Raw genomic sequence first — 21260 nt, 5'->3', positions numbered from 1 at the left:
CCTAGCACCCTCGCCGCGCCGATTCGAAATCGAGGCGGGTTCAGCTGGCCGCGCGACGGCGACGGAGGACGGCATCCAGGTCGAGCGCCCCGTCGTCGACGGAACCCACGATCCCCATCCCCGCGTAGACGCTCGGCACGGCCTCCTCGACGGCGACGGGGCGGGCAGGCGCAGGGGCAGTCGCGACCGTCGGTGCGGGAGCCGCGACCGGGCGGAGACGGACGGGCGCGGGGACAGCAGGGGCCGCCTCCGCGACCGCCGTGGCCTTGCGCTCGAAGTCGGCGCGGGCGGACGCACGGCGCAGCTCGGCCGCGGCGTCCACCGAGGCCATCGCCGCGGCGGCGACGGTGCCGGGTGACAGGTGCAGCGGCTTGGGCAGCGGGCGCGGCGTCCAGCTCTGGCGCAGCGCCTCCTGCACAGGGAGGTCGTGCTGCGCGTCGTCGTAGAGATCGGGGGACGCGGGAGCGGCCGGCACGAACGGGACGGGCGCGACGGTGGCGCGAGCCGACCGCGACAGCCGGCCGAGCATTCCGAGCGCCGCCACGGCGACGACCACCGAGACCACGGGGAGCAGCCAGGCTCCGGAGGCCAGCAGCAGCGCGGCGCCGACGGCGACGCCGACCAGGCTCGCCACCAGCAGCAGCGTGCAGAGCGCTCGCGAGCGGCGGAGGCGCCGGCGGCGCTGGGGGGACAATTGCGGGCGTGCAGTAGCGACGGCGAGCGCGCTCGCTCGCTGGGCCGCTGCCGCGCGGGACGCGCGCTCCAGCGCGATGGCCTGCGCGGCTGCGCGCTCGGCCTCCTCGGCCGCGTGCCTGCGCTCCTCGGCGATGGCCTGCTCGCGGCGCGCGTGCGCGGCCGCTTCGGCTCGTGCGGTCGCGAGCCTGCGCTCCTCCGCCTTGCGGAGGATCCTCTGCTGCTCGGCGACTGTCTTCGCGGTGGCCTCCATGCGGACCGCGTCCGGAAGCTCACTCGTCTCGGCCAGGATCCGCAGCGTCTGCTGCAGCCGAACGGCGTTGCGCTCCGTCGCCAGGTACTCCCGGCGGCGCAGCCACACCGGGACGAGATAGGCCAGCCAGAGGGCAGCCGCAATGGCGACGACCACCCCACCGCCCATCACATCCCCAGTCATGCCTCTACGGTAGGGGTCGACGGCGCGGCGCCCCGGTCAGCGCCCGGGTGTGTCACCGATGGACCCGGGTGTGTCACCGATGGAGGGACTCTCAGTGTCTCCGGGCGATCGGCAGCGGGATCGCGGCCGCGGCGCGGTCCTCCGCCGTCACGGCCGCGGCCTCGGTCGGCGCCTCGCCGTCGAGCCAGCGCCGCAGCACCCCCTGCTCCAGCTCCTCGGACACCAGCCCGAAGCAGTAGTGGTCGCGCCAGTCGCCGTTGATGTGGATGTACCGGCGCCGCAGACCCTCGTACCGGAAGCCGAGCTTCTCGACGACGCGGAGGCTCGGGCCGTTCTCCGGTCGGATGCAGATCTCCATGCGGTGCAGCCCGAGCTGGTAGAAGCAGTAGTCCGTCGCGAGCGCCACGGCGGTCGGCGTGATGTTGCGCCCGGCGAACTCCTCGGCGATCCAGTACCCGATGGTCGCGCTCGACAGTGAGCCGTAGGTCACCGACGAGACGTTCAGCTGCCCGGCCAGGCGACCGTCGTACTCGACGATGAACGGGAGGCCGTGGCCGGCGCGCGCATTCGCGAGCAGGGAGCGGATACTCGCCCGCGTGTCGAACGCCCCCGGCGCATACGGGCTGGTCGCCTCCCATTGCCGCAACCAGGTGCGGTTGTCGAGCAGCGACCGCTCGAGCGCGCGAGCGTCCCTCAGGCGGATCGGCCGCAGCCCGATACGCCCCTCGCTCAGCGTGGGGATGACGAACGCCACGGCGTCCTCCTTCTGCGACGACCGTTCGCCGCAGATACGACCGTAGCGGTAAACGGTCTAGATCGCGTCAGTCGTGTCCGCCGGCATCTCGGCGAGGACCTCGCGCGGCTCGTCGGCGAGCCCGTCGGCGAACTCGCGCAGCCACGGACGCAGTTCCGGGCCGAGGTCTTCGCGGTCAACCGCCAGCTGCACGATCGCCTTGATGTAGTCGAGGCGGTCGCCGGTGTCGTAACGGCGGCCGCGGAAGACGACGCCGTAGACGCCGCCGGTCCAGTCCGGGGCTTCGGCCATCGACTGCAGTGCGTCGGTGAGCTGGATCTCGCCTCCACGGCCCGGCTCGGTGCGCTCGAGCACGTCGAACACCTCCGGACGCAGGACGTAGCGGCCGATGATGGCGTAGTTGGACGGCGCGTGCTCGGCGTCGGGCTTCTCGACGAGGCCCGTGATGCGCACCACGTCGTCGTCGCCGGTCTCTTCGATGGCCGCGGCGCCGTACAAGTGGATGGACTCGCTGGGGACCTCCATCAGCGCGACCACGGTGGCGTTGTACTTCTGCTGGACCTCGAGCATGTGCTGGAGCAGATCGTCGCGGGAGTCGATGATGTCGTCGCCCAGGAGGACGGCGAAGGGCTCGCGGCCGACGTGCATCTTGGCCCGCAGCACCGCGTGCCCGAGACCCTTGGGGTCGCCCTGGCGCACATAGTGGAGGTCGGCGAGCGACGTGGAGTAGTTGACCTTCTCGAGACGGTCGGTGTCGCCCTTCCTTTCGAGCGTGTCTTCGAGCTCGGCGTTGCGGTCGAAGTGGTTCTCGAGCGCGTTCTTGTTGCGCCCCGTGACCATCAGGACGTCGTTGAGGCCGGCGCTCACCGCCTCTTCGACGACGTACTGGATGGCCGGCTTGTCGACGACCGGCAGCATCTCCTTCGGCATCGCCTTGGTGGCCGGGAGGAACCGGGTGCCGAGACCTGCTGCCGGGATCACTGCTTTCGTCACATTGGTAGCCATGCCGCTACAGTATCCGCATTTGCCCGGCCCTCCAGGCTGGATCTTCTAGGATTGACCCATGGACACGGACACTGCCGCCCATCGCAAGCGCGCACTGCGCGCCGAGCTGCGCGAGCGACGGCAGAACCTCACCAGCACGGAACGGCAGGCCGCGACCGCGGGAATCACCCGCAACTTGATCGACCTCGCGACGGACCTCTCCGCGCGCTCGATCGCCTGCTACCTCTCCACGACGATCGAGCCGGACACGCGCCCGTTCGTCAACTGGGCGGTCGGCCAGAACATCCGCGTGCTGCTCCCGGTCTCACGCGAAGACGGCCTCCTCGACTGGACCACCGGCGACGGCGAGACCGAGACCGAGGGGCTCTTCGGCATGCCGGAGGCCGTCGGCGAACTGCTCGGGCCGATCGCGATCAACGATGTCGACCTCATCCTGGTCCCCGCCGCAGCTGTCGACGAGACCGGCATGCGCATGGGCTGGGGACGCGGCTATTTCGACAAGACGCTCGGCAGCATGGAAAAATGTCCCCCGGTGTACGCCGTCGTCTTCGACGGCGAGCTGGTGAGCGAAGTCCCCCGGGAACGACACGACCAGCCCGTCGACGGCGCGGTCACGCCCACCCGCATCGTCCAGTTCTCCTGAACGGCACCGCGGACCACCCCGAACGACACGGAAGACCATGCCCACCTACTCCTACTCGTGCCGCGACTGCGGCCACGCCTTCGACATCCACCAGGCGTTCACCGACGACGCGCTGACGGTCTGCCCGAACTGCGGCGGAACGCTGCGGAAGGTGTTCGGCGCTGTCGGCGTGACGTTCAACGGCTCCGGGTTCTACCGGACCGACTCGCGCGGTGGTACGAAGTCAGGGGGAGGTTCGTCGTCGGGGTCGAGCTCGGCGTCTTCGGGGTCGGGGTCGTCGTCGTCCGGATCGTCTTCCTCGTCGTCCTCGGGATCGTCGTCCTCCGGGTCGTCGTCCTCCTCGGGGTCGTCATCGTCCTCTTCCTCCTCGGGCTCCGCAGCCTGACACCAGCACCACCAGTTCCACCCACCTGGCGAAAGGACCGGTCATGCTCAAAGGCTTCAGAGAGTTCATCCTCCGCGGGAACGTGATCGACCTGGCGGTCGCCGTGGTCATCGGCGCCGCGTTCACGGCGGTCGTCACGTCGATCGTGACGAACCTGTTCAACCCGCTGATCAGCTCGTTCTTCACGGCGAACTCGCTCGACAAGGCGATGATCGTGACGTTGAACGGCTCGGACATCAAGTTCGGCGCTGTGCTGGGCTCGATCATCAGCTTCCTGATCGTGGCTGTCGTCGTCTACTTCGTGTTCGTCTTCCCGATCAACAAGCTCAAGGAGCGCACAGAGCGCCTCCGCAAGAAGGGCGTCGTCGAACCCGACGCGCCCGTCACCGAGCTCGACCTGCTCACCGAGATCCGCGACCTCCTGCAGGCGCAGCAGTCGCCGCCCTCCGGCGCGGGAACCGGCAGGCACGCCGACCCGCTGCCGTAGCGGGGCCGCTACAGCGACAGGTGGAACCTGAGCGCATCGTCCAGCTGGTGCATGATCCAGCCGGGGGTCGTGCCGAGCGTGCGTGCGATGCGGGGAAACCCGACCGCCCGAACTTGCTCGGCTTGAATCTTCGAGCGAATCCGCAGGCCCATCCGGGAGAGATCGTCCGGATCGGCGACCTCGACCTGGAAGTCGCCGTGGACGCTCGAGACGTTCGACGTCACAGGCACGCATGTCACGACGCCCCGCGAGCGCTTCGTGACCGCCGCATTCACTCCCGCAGAGCTGACGACGATGCAGGGGCGCAGCTTTCCGGCCTCCCCTTCGACGACCGGATCCAGCAGGACCTCGACAACGTCACCACGCTTCACTCGGAAAGCCCGTCGCGCGCTGTAGCGTCCCAGATCGCGTTCTCGCCCGAGCTCTCCCACTCGTCGAATGCCTGCGCGTACGCGTCCTCGGCATCCAGTTCGCGCTGAACGCGGAGAAGCCGGTGGATGGCTGCAGACCGGTTGCCTCGCATATCGGCCGCGATCTTGTCCAGGTACACGAGATCGTCGTCGGAGAGACTCACACTCAGTTTTACGGTCATACTCTGATGCTACCAGGGTGCTACTCCGCTGGCCCTCAGCCCATCACCAGTGCGGCGGCACGTCCCGCCGCAGCTGCTCGTCGTTCGACGACCACGATCCGTCTTCGCGGTCGCGTTCGGGCAGGCGCGGCGTCGGGTCCGCGCCGGGCGCGCCCTCGCGCCGCACTCGGCGCGACTTGCGCGCCGGCCGTTCGCCGTCCGGTTGCTGCTGACCCACCCTTCCAGGGTAAGTGCTCAAAGCTCCGGCAGCGTGATCGGCGCCGTCTCGGCGTTGGCCTCCGAGATGCCGATGAGGCGCGCGATCCGTCCTGCAACCGCGTCCGGGTCCGCGAACAGCTCGAAGCTGTGTACGCGGAGGTAGTGCCAGCCGAGGCGGCGGAGCACGTCGGGGCGGAGGCGGAGCGACTCGCGGAGGCTGCCCGTGTTCACGTCGTCGTCGGTCTCGACGACCACCGCTCGGCCCTCGTTCGAGGCGACCAGCGTCAGCTTGCCTCGATAGCCGACCTGCACGTCCAGACCGCGGCGGGCGAGGCGCTTGGCGAGGTCGAGGATCATCGGGTCCGCGTCGGGGCTGAGGTACTCGGGCACGGCGGCCTGCAGCTGGTCGGCCTCCCCCAGCACCTGGGCCAGCGCGGCTATGCCGTGCCGCATGCGCGACTCGTCGATGTCGTCGGGGCGGAAGCACGAGACGATGTCCATGCCGCGGCGGGCGCGCGTCATGCCGACGGCGAGGAGGCGGTCGCCTCCCGGCTCGGCCAACGCTCCGAAGTTCGACAGCAGCCGGCCGTGCGGGGTGCGCCCGTAGCCGATGGAGAAGACGACGCGGTCGCGGCTCTGGCCGACGGACTGCTCCAGCGTCACGACCGTGAACGGCTCAGGGCGGTCGCCGAGGATGAAATCGGCGAGCTCTGTGCGCTTCGCGAACGCCGCAAGGACGGCCTGGTTGACGCGCACCGCGTGGCGCTCGCTGGCGGTGATCACCATGAGCGATTCGCGCGGCCGCTCGGTGGCGTGGCGCACGACGAGCTCGACCACCTTCGCCACCTCGGCGTCCGTGCTCTCGACGGCCCCGGTGTCGCTGTCGGGCATGCCCTGACCGCCGGTCACGTAGTGGAGGGCGAGACTGCCGTGTCCGAGGTACGTGCCCGCCCACGGCAGGGAGTCGATCTTGCCGCCGTAGAAGCGGCGGTTGACGAGCTCGGCGAGGTCTTCGCCGCCCGCGCGGTAGCTGCGCGACAGCGTGTAGACGGGGAGCAACTCGGACAGACGGGCGAGCGCGGAGTCGGCGTGCAGTGCGTCGACGTCCGCGGCCTCCACCGTCGTTCCGTACTCGTGCACGCCGGTGTCGAAGCGGGACGGCGTCTGCGTCACCGGGTCGCCGAAGGCCACCACCTGGCGCGCGCGCCGCAGCACGGGGACGTTCTCGGCCAGGCTCGAGGCGCCGGCGTCGATCAGGACGACCGCGTCGAAGGCGACCTCTGGGTCGATCGCGGGCACCTCGTAGGGCGAGACCAGCCAGACCGGGGCCAGCGGACGTGCCAGGTGCGGCGCGGCCGCGTTCAGCGACGCCGCGGTCGGCGAGGTCGTCGTCAGCAGCTTCTTGAGCGCCTTCGCTTCGTCCGGCCAGTCGACGATGCCGATCTTCCAGGTCTCGGCGAGCATCCAGGCGAGCTGCTTGCCCGTCGCGGACGCGTGAGCCTCGTCGACGAGCCGGAAGTCGGCCTCCAGCCGGTCGAGCACACTCGTGTTGGCGCTCAGCAGTGCGCGGTCGCCGGCGAGCAGGGCCTCCAACACCGACTGCCACCAGGCGAGCTCGAGCTCGGCGCTGACCTGCGTCTCGGGCACGTGGCGCACCGACAGGTCGGACAGCAGCGGATCGAGGCCGCGCTCGCGCAGCTGCCCGAGCAGGGCGGTGCGCTCCTGGAGATTGGCGAGCACCTCCGACTCGGCGGCGAGGCCGGCGACCTGGCGGGTCAGCTCCTCGATCGGCAGCGCGGCGAGCGACTGCGGCGTCCCCGTGCGGCGCAGCGGGATGTCGAGGCGGGCAAGATCCTCAGCGACGCGCTGGTACGCGACCTGGACGTCCGCGATGCCGACCGGCACCTCCGGGACGACACCCGCGACCGCGAAGCGGTTCCAGAGGATGCGCTGCTGCTGGATGCGCCGCAGGCTCTCGTTGAGGTCGGTGACATGCACACCGGGGCGCACGTACTCCAGGGCGAGCTTGCGCAGCCGGCGCCGGTTGGTACCGGACATCGTGGGAGACTCGCGGCGCGACGAGGTGGCGGCGATCAGCTCCGAGATCGAGCGGTCGAACACGGCGGGCGTGAAGCGGTCGAGCGTCTCCCGCACGTCGAGCAGCAGGCGCAGGTAGACGCCGAGCTCGGCGATGGACTCGAACGGTCGCATCCTGGTCTGGCCGATGAGCGCCCTGGCCCGCTCGATGAGTCGTGGCAGCTCGGCACGGCTGAGCTTCTTGGCGAGGTCGTGCGCGGCCTTGCCCTCCTCCGTCGTCGCGAACGATGCGCCGTACCAGGGCGAGTCGCTCGGGCCGTAGCGGAACTCGCCGAGGCGGGCGGCCCGGATCAGGGCGTCGGCGGCGGCATCCCGACCGGAGGCGAGCGCCTCGATGGAGGCCCGGCTGAGGCGTGCGGTGGTCGCCGGCGGAGTCGGCAGCAGGGCGAGGCGGGAGAGCTCGCGCAGCGCGTCGAGCACGGAGACGTGCAGCACGGGATCGCGGCGCGCGAGTGCCGCGCGGTAGTCGAGCAGCACCTTGCGGAGCCGCACCAGCGCGTCGTCGACGTCGGTGACGCGCGGCTGCTCGGCCTTCTCGTTGCGCCCGATGGACTGGATGAGGTCGCGACGGAGGCTGCGCGGCGTGACCGCGACGCCGGGCAGCCCGACCTTCGCGAACCGCTGGGCGATGTCCTCCAGGCTGGAGCGTCGCGGTCCCACGACGAGCACGCGCTTGTGTTGCGCGACCAGCGCGCCGACGGCGTTGACGACCGTCTGCGTGCCGCCGGTTCCCGGGAGGGTCTTCACGACGATCGAGTTGCCCGCCGCGATCTGCGCGACGACGTTCTCCTGCTCCTCGTCGGCGTCGAGCAGCAGGGAGTCGGTGGCCGGCGGACGTTCATCCTGACGGACCGGGTCGGCCGGGCTGAAGGCGCTCTCGATCGTGGTGCGCGCCGTCGGGTTGCCCGCCAGCGCGTCGAGCAGCGGCGTGTCCAGGTCGTCGGCCTCGGCCCGCAGCGCTGGTGCGACGTCGACGAACGACGAGACCACCAGACGCGGCTGCACGTTGAACCACGGAAGATGCGAGGTGAGTCCGCGCAGCCGGTCGATCACCGGCTGCGGCTTGAACGCGCCGTTGTCGAGCGCGAGCGCCACGAACGCGTCGGCGTCGAGGGTGATCTGGAACTGCTCGGACAGCGCCCGGGCCAGCTCGGGGTTCAGGAACGGCTGGCCTTTGAGCTTCAGCTCGAAGTCGCGGCCGTAGCGCCGGATGGCCAACGGGCGCAGCAGGATCGGCGCGAGGAACTCGTCGGAACCGTGACGCCACTGCGCCAGCCCGATCGCCAGGTGCACGGACTCGATGCCGCGCACGGAACGCAGCTCGATGCCCTTGGCGGTGATGGCGTTCGCCGCCGCGCGGGCGGTGCGCAACGCGAGTTCGTCGCGGATCAGGCTGGAGAGCAGTGTGCTCTGCCCGGTGATGAACTGCGGGAGGCCGCCGGGGTGCGTGGTGCTGAGCTCGATGCGGGTGCGCGGGCTGTCCTCGAAGTGCAGCAGCGGCGACTCCCCGCCGATCGCCGCGATCTCCTCACGCCAGCGCGCCCATACGTGCTCGGCGATGTTGCCGGCGACGAGGCCGGGGTCGCCGAGGCTCAGGGTGTGCGGGGCGGTCGTGTTGGACGCCGGGCGCAGCGCATCGCCCTCTGGCACGTCGGACGTCATCTCGTCGTCCTCGCTCTTCCTATCCAGTCGCCACACACCGACACCCTACGTGCCTCTCGGCGAAACGCCTGGCAATCTGGGCGGGTTTCGCGTCAACTCGCGGGTCGGCCGACATCGGCGGCCGAATCGGTCACCCCGTCGTTCGCGCCCTCCCCGGCCTCCCGCGCCCCCGCTTTCGCCGCCCCGAGGAACACCAGCGCGAGCACCCCGCACAGCAGGTAGAGCGACGCCTGGGCGTCGAGCACGCGCACCGTGCCGACCGACTCGGCGATGAGCCCGGCGACCAGGAGGCCGACGCCCTGCGCGGCGCCGGACAGCGTGGTCACGGCGGCGATCACCCTCCCGAGCGTCGCTCGCGGGGTGAGCGTCTGGACGAGGGTGATCTCTCCGGTCGCGGTCGCGACGGCGGGGAGCCCCATCGCGATGAACAGGCCGGCGTAGACCCACACCGCGGTCGTGACCGGTGCCAGGTTCCAGGTCAGCAACGAGAGCGCTCCGAACACCAGGTAGCCGCCGCCGATCAGCCAGCGCGGAGCGAACCGGCGGATCAGCACCCCGGTGAGGAGACCCCCGAGCACTCCGCCGATCGCCTGGACCCCGCGCAGGAGGCCGACCTCCGTGTCGTTCGCTCCGAGGTCTTGCGTGACGTACACGATGAACAGGACGAGGAACACGCCCTGGGCGACGCTGCCCAGCACCGCGATCACCGCGATCGTGCGGAGCTCGCGGCTCCGGACGATCGTGGCGATGCCCTCCACCCACTCGCGCAGCAGGCGCCGCTCGACGGCGGGCGCGGACTCGGCGCCCTGCGCAGGGGCGACCGCAGGAAGCGGGCGCGTGAAGGCGACGAGCAGGGCCGTCACGCCGAAGCTCACCGCGTCCACGATCACCACGCCGGGCAGACCGCCGACCGCGAACGCGAGGCCGCCGAGCGGGGAGCCGACCAGCCGCGCGAGGTTGTCGGCGATGGCGAGGAGGGCGTTGCCCCTGCCGAGCTCGTCGCGCTGGAGGAGGCGCGGCACCATCGACTGCCTCGCCGGGTTGATCATGGCACCGAGACACGCCTGAACAGCGGCCACGGCGTAGACGATGCCCATGCGGTCAGGGCTGGCGGCCAGCAGCGGCAGGAGCGCGACCCCCTGGATCAGAGCGACGACGATCATCGTGCGCCGCGGGTCCCAGCGGTCGACCAGCACCCCGAGGAACGTCCCGGCGAGCAGCATCGGGATGAGCTCGGCCAGGAACACGGCGGAGGCGCCCAGCGCCGAGCCGGTCGCCGAGAACGCGAACAGCGGGAGCGCGATCATGAGCAGCCAGTCGCCGGTGTCGGAGACCAGGCCGGCCGTCCAGATCAGCGCATAGTCGCGCCGGAAGAGCGGGGAACGGCTCATGATCCGCTCCCCTCCTGCGGCGGCACCGCGTCCGGGTGGAGGAACGCACTGAGGTTGAGCGCGACGACGGCGCTGTCGCTCGGGGCGTCGTCGCGGGTGAGCCCGATGTACGGGCGGATCAGCGCGTCCAGGCGCTCGCCCAGTTCACGCAGCTCCTCCGGGGTGATCCGCAGGGCGTAGCCCGCGAGGATGCTCGCCTCGCGCCAGGCCGGCGGCACGCTGTCGCGCTGGGCGATCGCGCGGTGCAACCGGGCGGCCTCCTCGTCGATCTGGCGGTCGGCGAAGAAGCGCTCGACGGTGTCCTCTCCGAGCCGGACGCCGGGGTCGTCCGCGCGGCCGAGTTGGAGGCCCGTGGCCGTCGACTGCCACGGTCGCTCCCGCCCGTCCTCGGCGTCCACCCGCTCGACCAGGCCGAAGCGCGCGAGCGCGCGCAGGTGGTAGCTGCAGTTGGAGGGCGTCGAGCCGACGGCTTCCGCGCACTCGCTGGCGGTGCGCGCCCCGAACGACAAGAGGTGGTCGAGCAGCGCGAGCCGCAGCGGATGGGCCAGGGCGCGCAGCGCGCGTGGATCGGTGACCGTCCGCCGGTCCTCCGGCCGTCCGCTTGATGTGAAAGACATGTTTCAGAGTTTGCGCCACACTGTCTTTCACGTCAAGCGGACTCGTTCACCCCGAACGGGAATGATCCGGCCCCGCTCCGGTTGTTGACAGGGATGAACGAAATCTCCCGAGCCAGCGTGGGCTTCCGCTCCGAGCGCGGCCCCATCCTGATCGCACTGATGCTGACCACCGGGCTCGTCGCGATCGATGCGACGATCCTCGCGACGGCGGTGCCGTCCATCGTCAGCGACCTCGGCGGATTCGCGCAGTTCCCGTGGCTCTTCTCGATCTACCTGCTCGCCCAGGCGGTCTCCGTCCCCGTCTACGCCAAGCTGTCCGACACGGTCGGCCGCAAACCAATCGTCCTGGCCGGCATCGGCCTGTTCTTCGTCGGCTCGATCCTGTGCGGCTTCGCCTGGTCGATGCCTGCGCTGATCGCCTTCCGCGCACTGCAGGGCCTCGGCGCCGGCGCCATCCAGCCGATGTCGATGACGATCGCGGGCGACATCTACACGGTCGCCGAGCGCGCGAAGACGCAGGGCTACCTCGCGAGCGTGTGGGCGATCTCCTCGGTGGTCGGGCCGACGCTTGGCGGGCTGTTCTCGCAGTTCCTGTCGTGGCGGTGGATCTTCTTCGTCAACGTGCCGCTGTGCATCCTGGCCGCGTGGATGCTGATCCGCGCGTTCCACGAGAACATCGAGCGCAAACCCCACCGCATCGACTACGCCGGCTCTGCGCTGCTCACGGCCGGGATGTCGCTGCTCATCCTCGCGGTGCTCGAGGGCGGCCAGGCCTGGGCCTGGAACTCGGTCTGGAGCATCGGCGCCTTCGCGCTCGGCGGCCTCCTGCTCGTCGCCTTCGCGCTCGTGGAGCGGAGGGCGGCAGAGCCGGTGCTGCCGCTGTGGGTCTTCTCGAGGCGGCTGCTGGTCACGACGACTCTGGTCTCGCTGGGCATCGGCGCCATCCTGATCGGCCTCACCTCCTACGTGCCGACCTACCTGGAGTCGACGATCGGAGTTCCTCCCCTCGTCTCGGGGCTCGCGGTCGCCGCGCTGACCCTCGGCTGGCCCCTCGCGGCGAGCGTGTCCGGACGCTTCTACCTGCGGATCGGCTTCCGCAACACCGCCCTGCTCGGCACGGGCATCGCCATCCTCGGCACGACCGTCCTCGCGGCCACCAGCGTCGCGCCGAGCGTGCTGTACGTGGCGGTGAGCTGCTTCATCGTCGGTCTCGGGATGGGACTCGTCGCCACGCCCACGCTGATCGCCGCCCAGTCGAGCGTCTCGTGGAGCGAGCGGGGCGTCGTCACCGGAACCAACATGTTCGCCCGCTCCATCGGCAGCGCGGTCGGCGTCGCGGTGTTCGGCGCGATCGCCAACGCCATCATCCTGTCGACCTCCGGCGGTCCGCACTCCCCCGCCGCCGTACAGAGCGCGTCGACCGCCGTGTTCGTCTCCGTCGCGGTGGTCGCCGTGCTCACGATCGTGGCGGGCCTGGTCATGCCGCGCTCGCGCGTGGAGGACGTGGAGCTCGGTCGCGCCGCTTCCGTCGCCGACTGACTCCTTCCTCTCCCCAGCTGCTGGTCGCAACCGTGGAGGATGATGGTATCGTGTGGTCGGACCACATGGTCTGACCACACGGTCCGACCACAGGAGACGACGCGCGAGGAGACGGCGTGGACACCGAGCCGAAGGCGTGGGAGAGCGTGCTCGCCCGCATCGAGGAACGCCTCGTCGACGGCCGGCTGCGACCGGGCGACCATCTGCCCCCCGAGCGCGCGCTCGCGGCCGAGTTCGGCGTCGCACGCTCCAGCGTGCGCGAGGCGGTTCGCGTGCTGGAGGCCATGGGCCTGATCCGCACGCAGACCGGATCGGGGCCGAGCTCCGGCGCCATCATCGTCGCCCGGCCGCTCGGCGGGATGCAGTCGCTGATGCGCCTCCAGGTCGCCGCGAGCGGCTTCCCCGTCGCCGACGTGGTGAGCACGCGACTGCTGCTGGAGACGTCCGTCGCCGGCGAACTGGCCGAACGCGCGCCGCACGTCGAGCTCGCCGATGCGCGTCACCTCCTCGACGCGATGGACGACCCGGCCTTGACGGCCGCGGAGTTCCTGGCGCTCGACGCGCAGTTCCACCTCTCGCTCGCCGAAGCGGCCGGCAACACCGTCGTCGCGACCACGATGGCGGGCCTCCGCAGCTCGATCGAGGGTTACGTGCTCGCCGGCGCAGCACGCCTTCCCGACTGGGAGGCCATGGCCGCGCGGCTGCGCGCCGAGCACCGCGGCCTGATCGACGCGATCGACGCCGGCGACCCTGCGGCGGCGCGCGCCCGTGTCCGCGACCACATCAGCGACTACTACCGCGACGCCGCGCCGGATGCGCCCGGCGCCGCGGCACCCTCCCGCACGACCTCGTCCCACCCCCTGTCCCGGTCCACCGACGCACGTTAGGCACACGAACATGGTCACCCGCCAACTCCCCAAGCCCGCCGAGCTCCTCGAGCTCATGTCGTTCAAGAAGCCGGAGCTCGACGCGAAAAAGCGCCGGCTGAGCGCCGCCCTCACCATCGAAGACCTGCGCACCATCGCGAAGCGCCGCACGCCGAAGGCCGCGTTCGACTACACGGAGGGCGCGGCGGAGGGCGAGCTCTCGCTCGCCCGCGCCCGCCAGGCGTTCCAGGACATCGAGTTCCATCCGTCGATCCTGCGCGACGTCTCCACGGTCGACACCTCGTGCGAGATCTGGGGAGGCCCCTCGGCGATGCCGTTCGGGATCGCGCCCACCGGCTTCACCCGACTGATGCAGACGGAGGGCGAAGTGGCCGGCGCGGGCGCGGCCGGCGCCGCGGGCATCCCGTTCACGCTGTCGACGCTGGGCACGACCTCGATCGAGGGCGTCAAGGCCGCCAACCCGACGGGTCGCAACTGGTTTCAGCTGTACGTGATGCGCGACCGGGAGATCTCCTACGAGCTCGTCCGCCGTGCCGCCGCGAACGGTTTCGACACACTCTTCTTCACGGTCGACACCCCGGTCGCCGGCGCACGGCTGCGCGACAAGCGCAACGGGTTCTCCATCCCTCCGCAGCTCACGCTCGGCACGGTGCTCAACGCGATCCCCCGGCCGTGGTGGTGGTACGACTTCCTCACGACGCCCAAGCTGGAGTTCGCGTCGCTGTCGTCGACCGGCGGAACCGTCGGCGAGCTGCTCGACGCGGCGATGGACCCGTCGATCAGCTTCGCCGACCTCGACATCATCCGGAGCATGTGGCCGGGCAAGATCGTCGTCAAGGGCGTCCAGAACGTCGAGGACTCCCGGAAACTCGTCGACCTCGGCGTCGACGGCATCGTCCTCTCCAACCACGGCGGCCGCCAGCTCGACCGGGCGCCGATCCCCTTCCACCTGCTGCCCAAGGTCGTCGAGGCCGTCGGCGACCGCACGGAGGTCGCGATCGACACCGGCATCATGAACGGCGCGGACATCGTCGCCGCGTACGCGCTCGGCGCGAAGTTCACGCTGATCGGCCGCGCCTACCTCTACGGCCTGATGGCGGGCGGCCGAGCGGGCGTCGACCGCACCATCCAGATCCTCGGCGACCAGGTCGTGCGCACCATGAAGCTGCTGGAGGTTCCCCGGCTGGCCGACCTCACGCCGGCGCACGTGACGCAGCTGCAGCGGCTCGTCCCCGTGGGGGATGCCGTGGGGGCGGCAGTTCGCGGGTGAGATGCGGGCGCGTTACGCAGCCGCGCCACAGCGCATCCAAAGGAAAAGACCCATACGCTTGTCCCGGAGACCTGACCACCTCGGAAACGGAATGACCTGAATGGCTGCTACAGGCAGAGGCGCTACCACCCCCACCAAGAACGACCGCCGCGCCGAGGCGCGCGAGACGGCGCGGAAGATGCGCGAGGAGGCCGCCAAGAAGGCCAAGCGTCGCAAGGTCATCGTGCAGAGCTCGGTGATCGTCGGCATCATCGCCGTCCTCACGATCGTGGGCGTCGTGATCTTCACCAGCGTGAGCGCGTCCAACAACGTCGCCAACCCCAAGAACATGCTCAGCGGCGGAATCCTGCTCACCCAGTCGGACAAGGCCGTCACCACTCCCGCGATCGCGCAGGGCGCCAAGCCCACGCCGACGACGCAGACCCTCGACGGCAAGACTGCGCACATCCAGATCTGGCTCGACTACCAGTGCCCCTTCTGCGACCAGTTCGAGACCACGAACTCCGCCCAGATGAAGCAGTGGATGTCGGAGGGCACCGCGACGCTCGAGATCCACCCCGTCGCCATCCTCGACTCCCCGACGAACAACCAGTACTCGACCCGCGCCGGCGCGGCGGCATCGTGCGTGGCCAACTACGAACCGGACAAGTTCTTCGACGTCAACAGCGCACTGTTCGCCAACCAGCCGGACGAGAAGACCGGCTCGGGACTCACGAACGCCAAGATGCTGGAGCTGTTCAAGGGCGCAGGTGTCAGCTCGTCGGCGATCACGACGTGCGTCAACGACCAGACCTTCGCCAAGTTCGTCACCAACCGGACCACCGAGGCCGTGTCGAACTCGCAGCTCAAGGACCCGCGGAACGGCGGCTTCGGCACCCCGACGGTGTTCGTCAACGGCGAGCGTTACCAGGGCACCTTCACCAACGCCGACCAGTTCGCCGCGTTCGTCCAGGCGGCCGTGAAGGACGCCGGCTCGAGCGGCAGCTACACCTTCCCGAAGGCGAGCTGACCCGCCGACCTTCCCGACCGGGAGGCGTCGCCGCGATCGTTCGCGGCGGCGCCTCCCGTCTTCTGCGGCGGCGGCCTGCGGGTGTACGTTCGGCGCGAACGCGCAGGTGAGGAGACGAGCATGGACCGCATCCCCGAAGACGGCTCCGACGACCCGGCCATCGGCGACTCCGACGCGGGAGACACCGCCGGCTGGATCGACCCCGGAGACGGCGAGGTCGACTACGCACTGGACGACCCGATCGCGGAGGCCGACTTCGCCGACGAGCTGGTCACCACGGACGGCGTCGCCGGTGAGACCGTGTGGGACGGCCCCGGCGACGGCAACGACGGCCCGACCGCGGGCAACCAGCGCGAAGCCGAGCCCGACTACGACGAGCACGACCCGGAAGGCGACCCCGACGACGGCATCCTGACCCAGGACGACCTCGACGAAGAGGGGATCTGAGGCTCAGGCCCGCCCGCGCACGCCGTCCGTCGGCTCCCCAGGAAGCCGGCGAAACGTGCCAACGGGAGCGCCCTCGCGACCAGCACGTCCTCCGCGAAGGCGATCCACGAGTGCAGGCCGATCTGCACACGGCCTTCTTTCTTGATCAAGACGGCATCTCATATTTACCACCCTACGCGCTAGCTTTAACATTCATGCGGCTGACGGGGCCAGATGCGTAAAGGTACGGCAGGGGTGTCGCGAGGCTCACATTAGACTGTAACCATGCACAATCAGACGCAATACATACTGTCGACGCTTCTGGGCTTTGGGGTTGCGTCCGCGTCATTCGGATGCATGATGTGGATCAACGGAAGCTTCTCGCTGCCTGTCGCAATCGCGGTTTCGTTGGCGCTTGGAGCGGCGGTCGCTGCCTCTACGGCCGCACGCATCTCACGACAGGCAAACAGAGCTCACTCAACGAAAAGGCATCGGTGAATTCGCCTGCGGCGACTTGAGCGGGTTCGGGGATTTGAGTCGTCCGATGGCTTGCGGGACGACGTTGCTGGCGCTCGCCAGGCGTGGAGGTTCGGGCCGGACCTTCACCGATTGGTTTCGGTAGAGGGCACCCTCTATGGCCACACGTGGTTCGAGCACCTCGACTTTGCGCGATGGTCCGCACGGGAAGGCGACCGGCATTTTCGGTGTCTGACCCCTTTGAGCGAGCTCCGCCTCGCGAAGTTCCTCGACTCGCTCGCGCGTTCACAGCCCGTCGAGGAGGGCAGCTAGCGCGGCACGGCGGCGACGACACCGTCCGCGCTGCGCTCGAGGAAGTCGACGATGCTCTCCGACGGCAGATCGGTACCGATCGCGCTCGCGACCAGCACGTCCTCCGCGAACGCGATCCAGGAGCGCAGACCGATGCGCAGCAGCGGAACGTCGGCCGCGCCGAGCTCGAGGAAGACCGCGATGATGCGCTCCGCCTGCTCCGCCCTGGCCTCCTCGACAACGGCCCTGACCTCCGTGTCGCCGCTCGCGACGCCGCGGACCAGCGAGTAGAACGTGCCGCTGTGGTCGCGGACGAACGTGACGATGCGTTCCAGCGTGTCGTGCAGGCGCTCGCGTGGCGGCAGTTCGGGGATCGGTTCGGTCGCGTGCAGCATGCTGTCGCGCGCGGTGCGCACCACCTCCGTGTGCAGCCCCTGCTTGGAGCCGAAGTAGTGGAACAGCAGCGCTCGCGAGACCCCCGCCTGGGCCGACAGCTCTTCGATGGTCAGCGAGTCGAGGGGGTGGTCGGCGAGGTGTTCGACGCCCAGCGCCACCAGCTGCGCCCGGCGCTCGTCCGGGGTCAGTCGGGTGCGCCGGTCGGTGTCCATGCATCGAGCGTACTAGCGCGCGGCCCCGCAGCCGTGTGGTCGGAACGGTCGGCCCGTCCTCCATTCGGCCGACTATTGACAACTCGTCAATAGCGTCTACTCTCTCAGTGGGAACGACCGCACCGTCGCTGTCAAGCCCCCGAACAGGAGGATCGATGAAGTTCCGCAAGCTCGCCGGCTCGCACGCCGGACGAATCATGCTCGCCGCCGTGCCCGTCGCCGTGGTGTCCGCCCTGCTCATGACCGGAGTCGCCCAGGGTGCCGTGCCCGTCTCGTTCGCGGTTTCCGGCAGCCAGTTCCAGATCAGCGCCTCCAAACTCGACGGCACAGGCTTCTCGCAGTACGCGGGCGTCGCGCCCGACACCGCGGGCAAGCAGCACCAGGTCGCGATCGCGAACATCAAGTCCGCGACGCTCGCCGACCTCTGCCAGTCCGTCGTCACCGACACCCCGCTCGGCAAGGTCGGCATGCTGATCACCGCCGGCGGCGGCGGCAACCCCGCCAGCGCCTCCGACCTGCAGATCGGGATGACCGACCTGGCCGGCGACTCCGAGTTCCACAACATCCGGATCGGCGTCGACGCCTCGACCGTGAACACCGCGGCGAAGGGCGCACCCGGCGACTTCGCCCAGGACGCCGACACCGTGACGATCACGCACCTGCAGCAGACCGCGTGGAGCACGCAGGCCTCGGTCTTCACGCTCACCGGCATGCACGTGCAGCTGACGGACGGATCGAAGGGATGCTTCTGAGTCGCCCGGCCGCGCACGCGGCGACGGCAGACACTCCGTCGCCCACGCGGCGGCAGCGGTTCCGCGCCTGGCGTCGGCAACGCCCGTTCGTCGGCGGACTGCTGACGGCGCTCGGAGGCGTCGAGATGTTCTTCTCGGGTCAGCTCGACCTGGGCCGCATCCACGTGCAGCTCGGCATCGAGGGCCTGCAGGCGACGATCATCCCCGTGCTGCTGGTGCTGCTCGGCGTGCTCGCGATCGCGATGCCGGCGCATCGGATCTTCTACGGCGTGATCGCACTCGCGGTCGCGGTGTATTCGCTCATCGGCGTCAACCTCGGCGGCTTCTTCATCGGGATGCTGCTGAGCTCGATCGGCGGAGTGCTCACCGTGGCGTGGATGCCGCGCGCGAAGACGGCGGCGCAGGCGCTGGAGGCAGAGCCGGCGCGGGCGACAGAGCCAGAGGCGGAATCGGAATCGGAGCGGAACGCATGAGGCGTGGCGGCAGGGCTGCGGGTGGAGTGCTCGCCGCGAGCCTGGTGCTCGCGGGCGCGCTCTCCGGCATCGGCGCGGTCCCTGCGCCCGCGGCGGCCGCCCGAACGACGAGGGCGCCCGCTTCGCTCTGCATCCCGCTCTTCATGTCGTGCGCTTCGCCGACCCCCACCCCGACTCCCTCGTCTTCGCCGTCGTCTGGCACTCCGCTGCCCGGGCTGCCCGCGCCCGGCGTTCCCGCGCCGACGCCGACCGCACCCGGCGCCGGCTCCACGCCCTCCCCCGCGCCGACCCCTGCCACCCCGGACGGTTCGGCGCCGGTCTTCACCCAGCCGCCCGCCCAGCTCGGCAGCCGGTCGCTGTCATTCACCGGACTCCAGGGCATCAGCGTCGTGACGGTACCGCTCGCCGACGGCAGCCGGATCCCCGTGCTCAAGATCTCGGCGGACTCGATCACGATCCAGGGGTTCAGCCTCACCGTGCGCAAGCAGACCGGGCCGTCGCTGGCGACGACCGCAGACACGATGACGCTCAGCGGCCACGTGCAGGTCTACCTCGACTCGGTGACGGCGACCGGTCCGGACGGCACGCCACTGACGCTCGGGGCGGCGACCCCACCCCCGAACGACGGGCTGCCGACGCAGCTGCTGCGGGTGACGCTCGGCCTCGTCGGCACGACCGCCGACTCGATCACCTACTCGAACACCAAGCAGCACCTCTCCGAGTGACGCCGAGGGGCACGTTGTTGTCGCTTTCGAGCGCCGAAAGGGACAACGACGTGCCCCTCGCGCGTTCGGGATGCGGTGGGTGGGTGCGTGCGGCGCTAGCGGGAGCGGCGGAGGCGACGGCGCTCGCGGCGGGTGAGGGCGGCCAGCGCTTCTGCCTCGGCGCGGCGAGCGGCCTCGGCCTCGCGAGCGCGGGTCTCACGGCGGTCGGCCCAGCGTGCGACCTCCTCGTCGATGTCGCGGGTCGGGGTCACGACGGGCGGGCCGCCCTGGAGCTGCCGGCGGGCGTCGACGATGCGCCGGTTGTAGTCGGCGAGGTGGTCGCGCACGGCGCGTTCGGAGCCGAGTCGGTCGAGCGTCGCGTCGAGCTCGGAGTGCTCGGTGCGCAGCGTGAGCGCCGGCGGACCCAGGCCGGTGAGCTTCTCGCGCTCGATCTTGCGGCGGATCCACCAGTCCGGGTCGTGCGTGCCCGTCAGGCCCGGCAGCGGCTTGCCCGCTCCGGGGAGGTCGTCGAACTCGCCGCGGCGGATCGCCTGCTGGATCGCATTCTCGATCACGTGGGCGCGCTGGTCCATCGTCGGCCGGCCGGTGCTCGCCTCCGGGACCTCCTCGCCACGGGCGCGCGCGTCCCGGTCGACGCGATAGCGCGCAGCCTCGACCCGCGCGTCCGGTTCGGGTCGCGAGCGCTCTTCGGCCATGCCGCCAGCGTACGCCGTGCGTCCGGCGGCGCCGATCCTCAGGCGGTTACGTCATCCGTGGGCGAACCACCCCGTTGACAAATGCCATCACCCGAATACCGTGAGCATCAGGCAACCGGATGGCAGGCCGGACCGCATGGGGGCGGACGGCAGTACTGCGTTCCCGGTGGGTGGTGCCCGGCTCCTCAGGTGAGTCGGGCGCCGCCCGGCTTGCACCGTGACGACGCCCGACCCCCGCTCTCAGAGGGTGCGGATGTTGGAGGCCTGCATCCCCTTCGGACCCTGAGTCAGGTCGTATTCGACCTTCTGGTTCTCGTCGAGGGAGCGGTAGCCGCCCTGCGACTGGATCTCGCTGAAGTGGGCGAAGACGTCGGCGCTGCCGTCATCCGGGGCGATGAACCCGTACCCCTTCTCTGCGTTGAACCATTTGACGGTGCCTGTAGCCATCGTGTCTTCCTTCGTTGTCTTCACCGGTCGCTTGGAACGGCCGGCACAGCCAGGCTACTCTCTGACGGCTTGTTAGCATTCATCGCGTGCAGAACCTGAGCAATGCGATCGCCGCCCGGATCGGGGAGAACATCCGCGAACGCCGCGAGCGACTGGCGTTCGCCCTCGACGAGCTGGCCGTGCGCGCCGGGCTGGAGGAGCACACTCTGTGGCGGATCGAACGCGGCACGATGACGCCGTCGGTGCTCGCGCTGGTGCAGCTCGCGGACCCGCTGGAATGCCGCCCGGGCGACCTGCTGCAGGGGGTCTCGACGGCGCTCGGCGAGGACGCGGGCTAGGTCGGCGCGCCCGCGACGGACGCCGTCCCGGCTCAGTCGTAGCCGAGGATCACCACGTCGGCATCGTTCCGGAATCCGCCGGAGAGGCCGCCGAGCACACCGATCGTCGCTCCCTCTGCGGGAGCGGTGAGAGTCCGGTCTTCCTCGACGACGATGGCGGCCATGTCAGGATGGTAGGCGCGTCGACGGCCCGCGCGTATGTACATCGTGTCCAATCCGCGACGATCGATCGACACGGCGTCCAGCTCGCGTCCCCGGCTCACATCCCACTCTGGGAGAACCGAGAGCAGACGCCGATGCCGCAGCGTCAGAGTTTGCTGATATTCGCGAGTGACCCCTTCCTGGGGGTAGCCGAGTCGTGCC

Annotated in this window: 25 protein-coding genes; 12 read left to right on the top strand and 13 right to left on the bottom strand. The window is 70.2% G+C overall.

Going from position 1 to position 21260, the window contains the following annotated elements:
* Positions 1-40 precede the first annotated feature (40 nt).
* From JNB50_RS09545 to galU, 3 genes are all read right to left on the bottom strand, one after another.
* Positions 41-1129, bottom strand: coding sequence for a hypothetical protein (locus JNB50_RS09545; protein ID WP_208039885.1), 1089 nt, complete (start codon positions 1127-1129; stop codon positions 41-43).
* 91 nt (positions 1130-1220) lie between these two features.
* A complete protein-coding gene (locus tag JNB50_RS09540; protein WP_208039884.1) occupies positions 1221-1883 on the bottom strand; it encodes a GNAT family N-acetyltransferase in 663 nt (220 codons plus the stop codon).
* Between the two features lie 57 nt (positions 1884-1940).
* Complete coding sequence (galU, locus tag JNB50_RS09535; RefSeq protein ID WP_208039883.1) at positions 1941-2888, bottom strand: UTP--glucose-1-phosphate uridylyltransferase GalU; 948 nt, start codon at positions 2886-2888, stop codon at positions 1941-1943.
* A gap of 58 nt (positions 2889-2946) precedes the next feature.
* Between galU and JNB50_RS09530 the strand changes: the two genes are divergently transcribed.
* The 3 genes from JNB50_RS09530 to mscL are packed head-to-tail and all read left to right on the top strand — an operon-like array spanning position 2947 to position 4403.
* Positions 2947-3531 carry a 5-formyltetrahydrofolate cyclo-ligase gene (locus tag JNB50_RS09530; RefSeq protein ID WP_208039882.1) on the top strand — a complete coding sequence of 195 codons (585 nt, stop codon included), beginning with the start codon at positions 2947-2949 and terminating at the stop codon, positions 3529-3531.
* A gap of 37 nt (positions 3532-3568) precedes the next feature.
* On the top strand, positions 3569-3916 hold the full coding sequence (locus tag JNB50_RS09525; RefSeq protein WP_208039881.1) for an FmdB family zinc ribbon protein: 348 nt from the start codon (positions 3569-3571) through the stop codon (positions 3914-3916).
* A gap of 43 nt (positions 3917-3959) precedes the next feature.
* Positions 3960-4403 (top strand): large conductance mechanosensitive channel protein MscL, encoded by a 444-nt coding sequence (gene mscL, locus JNB50_RS09520; RefSeq protein ID WP_208039880.1) that lies wholly within the window; start codon positions 3960-3962, stop codon positions 4401-4403.
* Positions 4404-4411: 8 nt separating this feature from the next.
* Here mscL and JNB50_RS09515 read toward each other — a convergent pair whose 3' ends face one another.
* The 6 genes from JNB50_RS09515 to JNB50_RS09490 form a co-directional block, all read right to left on the bottom strand.
* Positions 4412-4774, bottom strand: a complete 363-nt coding sequence (locus JNB50_RS09515; RefSeq protein WP_208039949.1) for a type II toxin-antitoxin system PemK/MazF family toxin — start codon at positions 4772-4774, stop codon at positions 4412-4414.
* Positions 4771-4995, bottom strand: coding sequence for an antitoxin (locus tag JNB50_RS09510; RefSeq protein ID WP_208039879.1), 225 nt, complete (start codon positions 4993-4995; stop codon positions 4771-4773). The genes JNB50_RS09515 and JNB50_RS09510 overlap by 4 nt, the downstream gene beginning before the upstream one ends.
* A gap of 43 nt (positions 4996-5038) precedes the next feature.
* Entirely contained in the window at positions 5039-5212 is a 174-nt protein-coding gene (locus tag JNB50_RS09505; protein ID WP_208039878.1) for a hypothetical protein, read from the bottom strand.
* Between the two features lie 17 nt (positions 5213-5229).
* Complete coding sequence (locus tag JNB50_RS09500) at positions 5230-8952, bottom strand: AAA family ATPase (protein WP_243768262.1); 3723 nt, start codon at positions 8950-8952, stop codon at positions 5230-5232.
* Positions 8953-9044: 92 nt separating this feature from the next.
* On the bottom strand, positions 9045-10343 hold the full coding sequence (locus JNB50_RS09495) for an MFS transporter (RefSeq protein WP_208039876.1): 1299 nt from the start codon (positions 10341-10343) through the stop codon (positions 9045-9047).
* Positions 10340-10960, bottom strand: coding sequence for a winged helix-turn-helix domain-containing protein (locus JNB50_RS09490; protein ID WP_208039875.1), 621 nt, complete (start codon positions 10958-10960; stop codon positions 10340-10342). Before JNB50_RS09490 ends, JNB50_RS09495 begins: the two co-directional genes overlap by 4 nt.
* 93 nt (positions 10961-11053) lie before the next feature.
* On the opposite strand from JNB50_RS09490, the gene JNB50_RS09485 reads away from it, so the two are divergent.
* From JNB50_RS09485 to JNB50_RS09465, 5 genes are all read left to right on the top strand, one after another.
* Complete coding sequence (locus tag JNB50_RS09485; RefSeq protein ID WP_208039874.1) at positions 11054-12499, top strand: MFS transporter; 1446 nt, start codon at positions 11054-11056, stop codon at positions 12497-12499.
* A 116-nt stretch (positions 12500-12615) separates the two neighbouring features.
* Positions 12616-13386 carry a FadR/GntR family transcriptional regulator gene (locus tag JNB50_RS09480; protein WP_208039873.1) on the top strand — a complete coding sequence of 257 codons (771 nt, stop codon included), beginning with the start codon at positions 12616-12618 and terminating at the stop codon, positions 13384-13386.
* Between the two features lie 10 nt (positions 13387-13396).
* The gene (locus JNB50_RS09475; protein WP_208039872.1) at positions 13397-14656 is read left to right on the top strand and encodes an alpha-hydroxy acid oxidase; all 1260 of its coding nucleotides are present in this window, start codon (positions 13397-13399) and stop codon (positions 14654-14656) included.
* A 100-nt stretch (positions 14657-14756) separates the two neighbouring features.
* Positions 14757-15665 (top strand): thioredoxin domain-containing protein, encoded by a 909-nt coding sequence (locus JNB50_RS09470; protein ID WP_243768261.1) that lies wholly within the window; start codon positions 14757-14759, stop codon positions 15663-15665.
* Positions 15666-15785: 120 nt separating this feature from the next.
* Positions 15786-16112, top strand: coding sequence for a hypothetical protein (locus tag JNB50_RS09465; RefSeq protein WP_208039871.1), 327 nt, complete (start codon positions 15786-15788; stop codon positions 16110-16112).
* A gap of 764 nt (positions 16113-16876) precedes the next feature.
* Here JNB50_RS09465 and JNB50_RS09460 read toward each other — a convergent pair.
* Entirely contained in the window at positions 16877-17467 is a 591-nt protein-coding gene (locus tag JNB50_RS09460) for a TetR/AcrR family transcriptional regulator (protein WP_208039870.1), read from the bottom strand.
* A gap of 155 nt (positions 17468-17622) precedes the next feature.
* Between JNB50_RS09460 and JNB50_RS09455 the strand changes: the two genes are divergently transcribed.
* The 3 genes from JNB50_RS09455 to JNB50_RS09445 are packed head-to-tail and all read left to right on the top strand — an operon-like array spanning position 17623 to position 19417.
* On the top strand, positions 17623-18219 hold the full coding sequence (locus tag JNB50_RS09455; RefSeq protein WP_208039869.1) for a DUF6230 family protein: 597 nt from the start codon (positions 17623-17625) through the stop codon (positions 18217-18219).
* The gene (locus JNB50_RS09450; RefSeq protein ID WP_243768260.1) at positions 18210-18692 is read left to right on the top strand and encodes a DUF6114 domain-containing protein; all 483 of its coding nucleotides are present in this window, start codon (positions 18210-18212) and stop codon (positions 18690-18692) included. The genes JNB50_RS09455 and JNB50_RS09450 overlap by 10 nt, the downstream gene beginning before the upstream one ends.
* A complete protein-coding gene (locus JNB50_RS09445) occupies positions 18689-19417 on the top strand; it encodes a hypothetical protein (protein ID WP_208039868.1) in 729 nt (242 codons plus the stop codon). Before JNB50_RS09450 ends, JNB50_RS09445 begins: the two co-directional genes overlap by 4 nt.
* Positions 19418-19512: 95 nt before the next feature.
* Here the strand turns inward: JNB50_RS09445 and JNB50_RS09440 are convergent, their stop codons facing one another.
* Together JNB50_RS09440 and JNB50_RS09435 are read right to left on the bottom strand one after the other, a co-directional pair.
* Positions 19513-20112: a DUF1992 domain-containing protein gene (locus JNB50_RS09440; protein ID WP_208039867.1), complete on the bottom strand. Its 600-nt coding sequence runs from the start codon at positions 20110-20112 to the stop codon at positions 19513-19515.
* A 240-nt stretch (positions 20113-20352) separates the two neighbouring features.
* Complete coding sequence (locus tag JNB50_RS09435; RefSeq protein ID WP_208039866.1) at positions 20353-20559, bottom strand: cold-shock protein; 207 nt, start codon at positions 20557-20559, stop codon at positions 20353-20355.
* Positions 20560-20645: 86 nt separating this feature from the next.
* Between JNB50_RS09435 and JNB50_RS09430 the strand changes: the two genes are divergently transcribed.
* The gene (locus JNB50_RS09430; protein WP_208039865.1) at positions 20646-20897 is read left to right on the top strand and encodes a helix-turn-helix domain-containing protein; all 252 of its coding nucleotides are present in this window, start codon (positions 20646-20648) and stop codon (positions 20895-20897) included.
* 32 nt (positions 20898-20929) lie between these two features.
* On the opposite strand, the gene JNB50_RS25495 is transcribed toward JNB50_RS09430, so the two are convergent.
* Positions 20930-21061 carry a hypothetical protein gene (locus JNB50_RS25495; protein ID WP_279554123.1) on the bottom strand — a complete coding sequence of 44 codons (132 nt, stop codon included), beginning with the start codon at positions 21059-21061 and terminating at the stop codon, positions 20930-20932.
* Positions 21062-21260: the final 199 nt, after the last annotated feature.

Origin of the sequence: Leifsonia sp. TF02-11 (assembly GCF_017565305.1) — a bacterium.
Classification (GTDB): domain Bacteria; phylum Actinomycetota; class Actinomycetes; order Actinomycetales; family Microbacteriaceae; genus Leifsonia.
The sequence above is the reverse complement of the archived record's forward strand: the minus strand, read 5'-3'. Positions and strand labels throughout refer to the sequence as shown.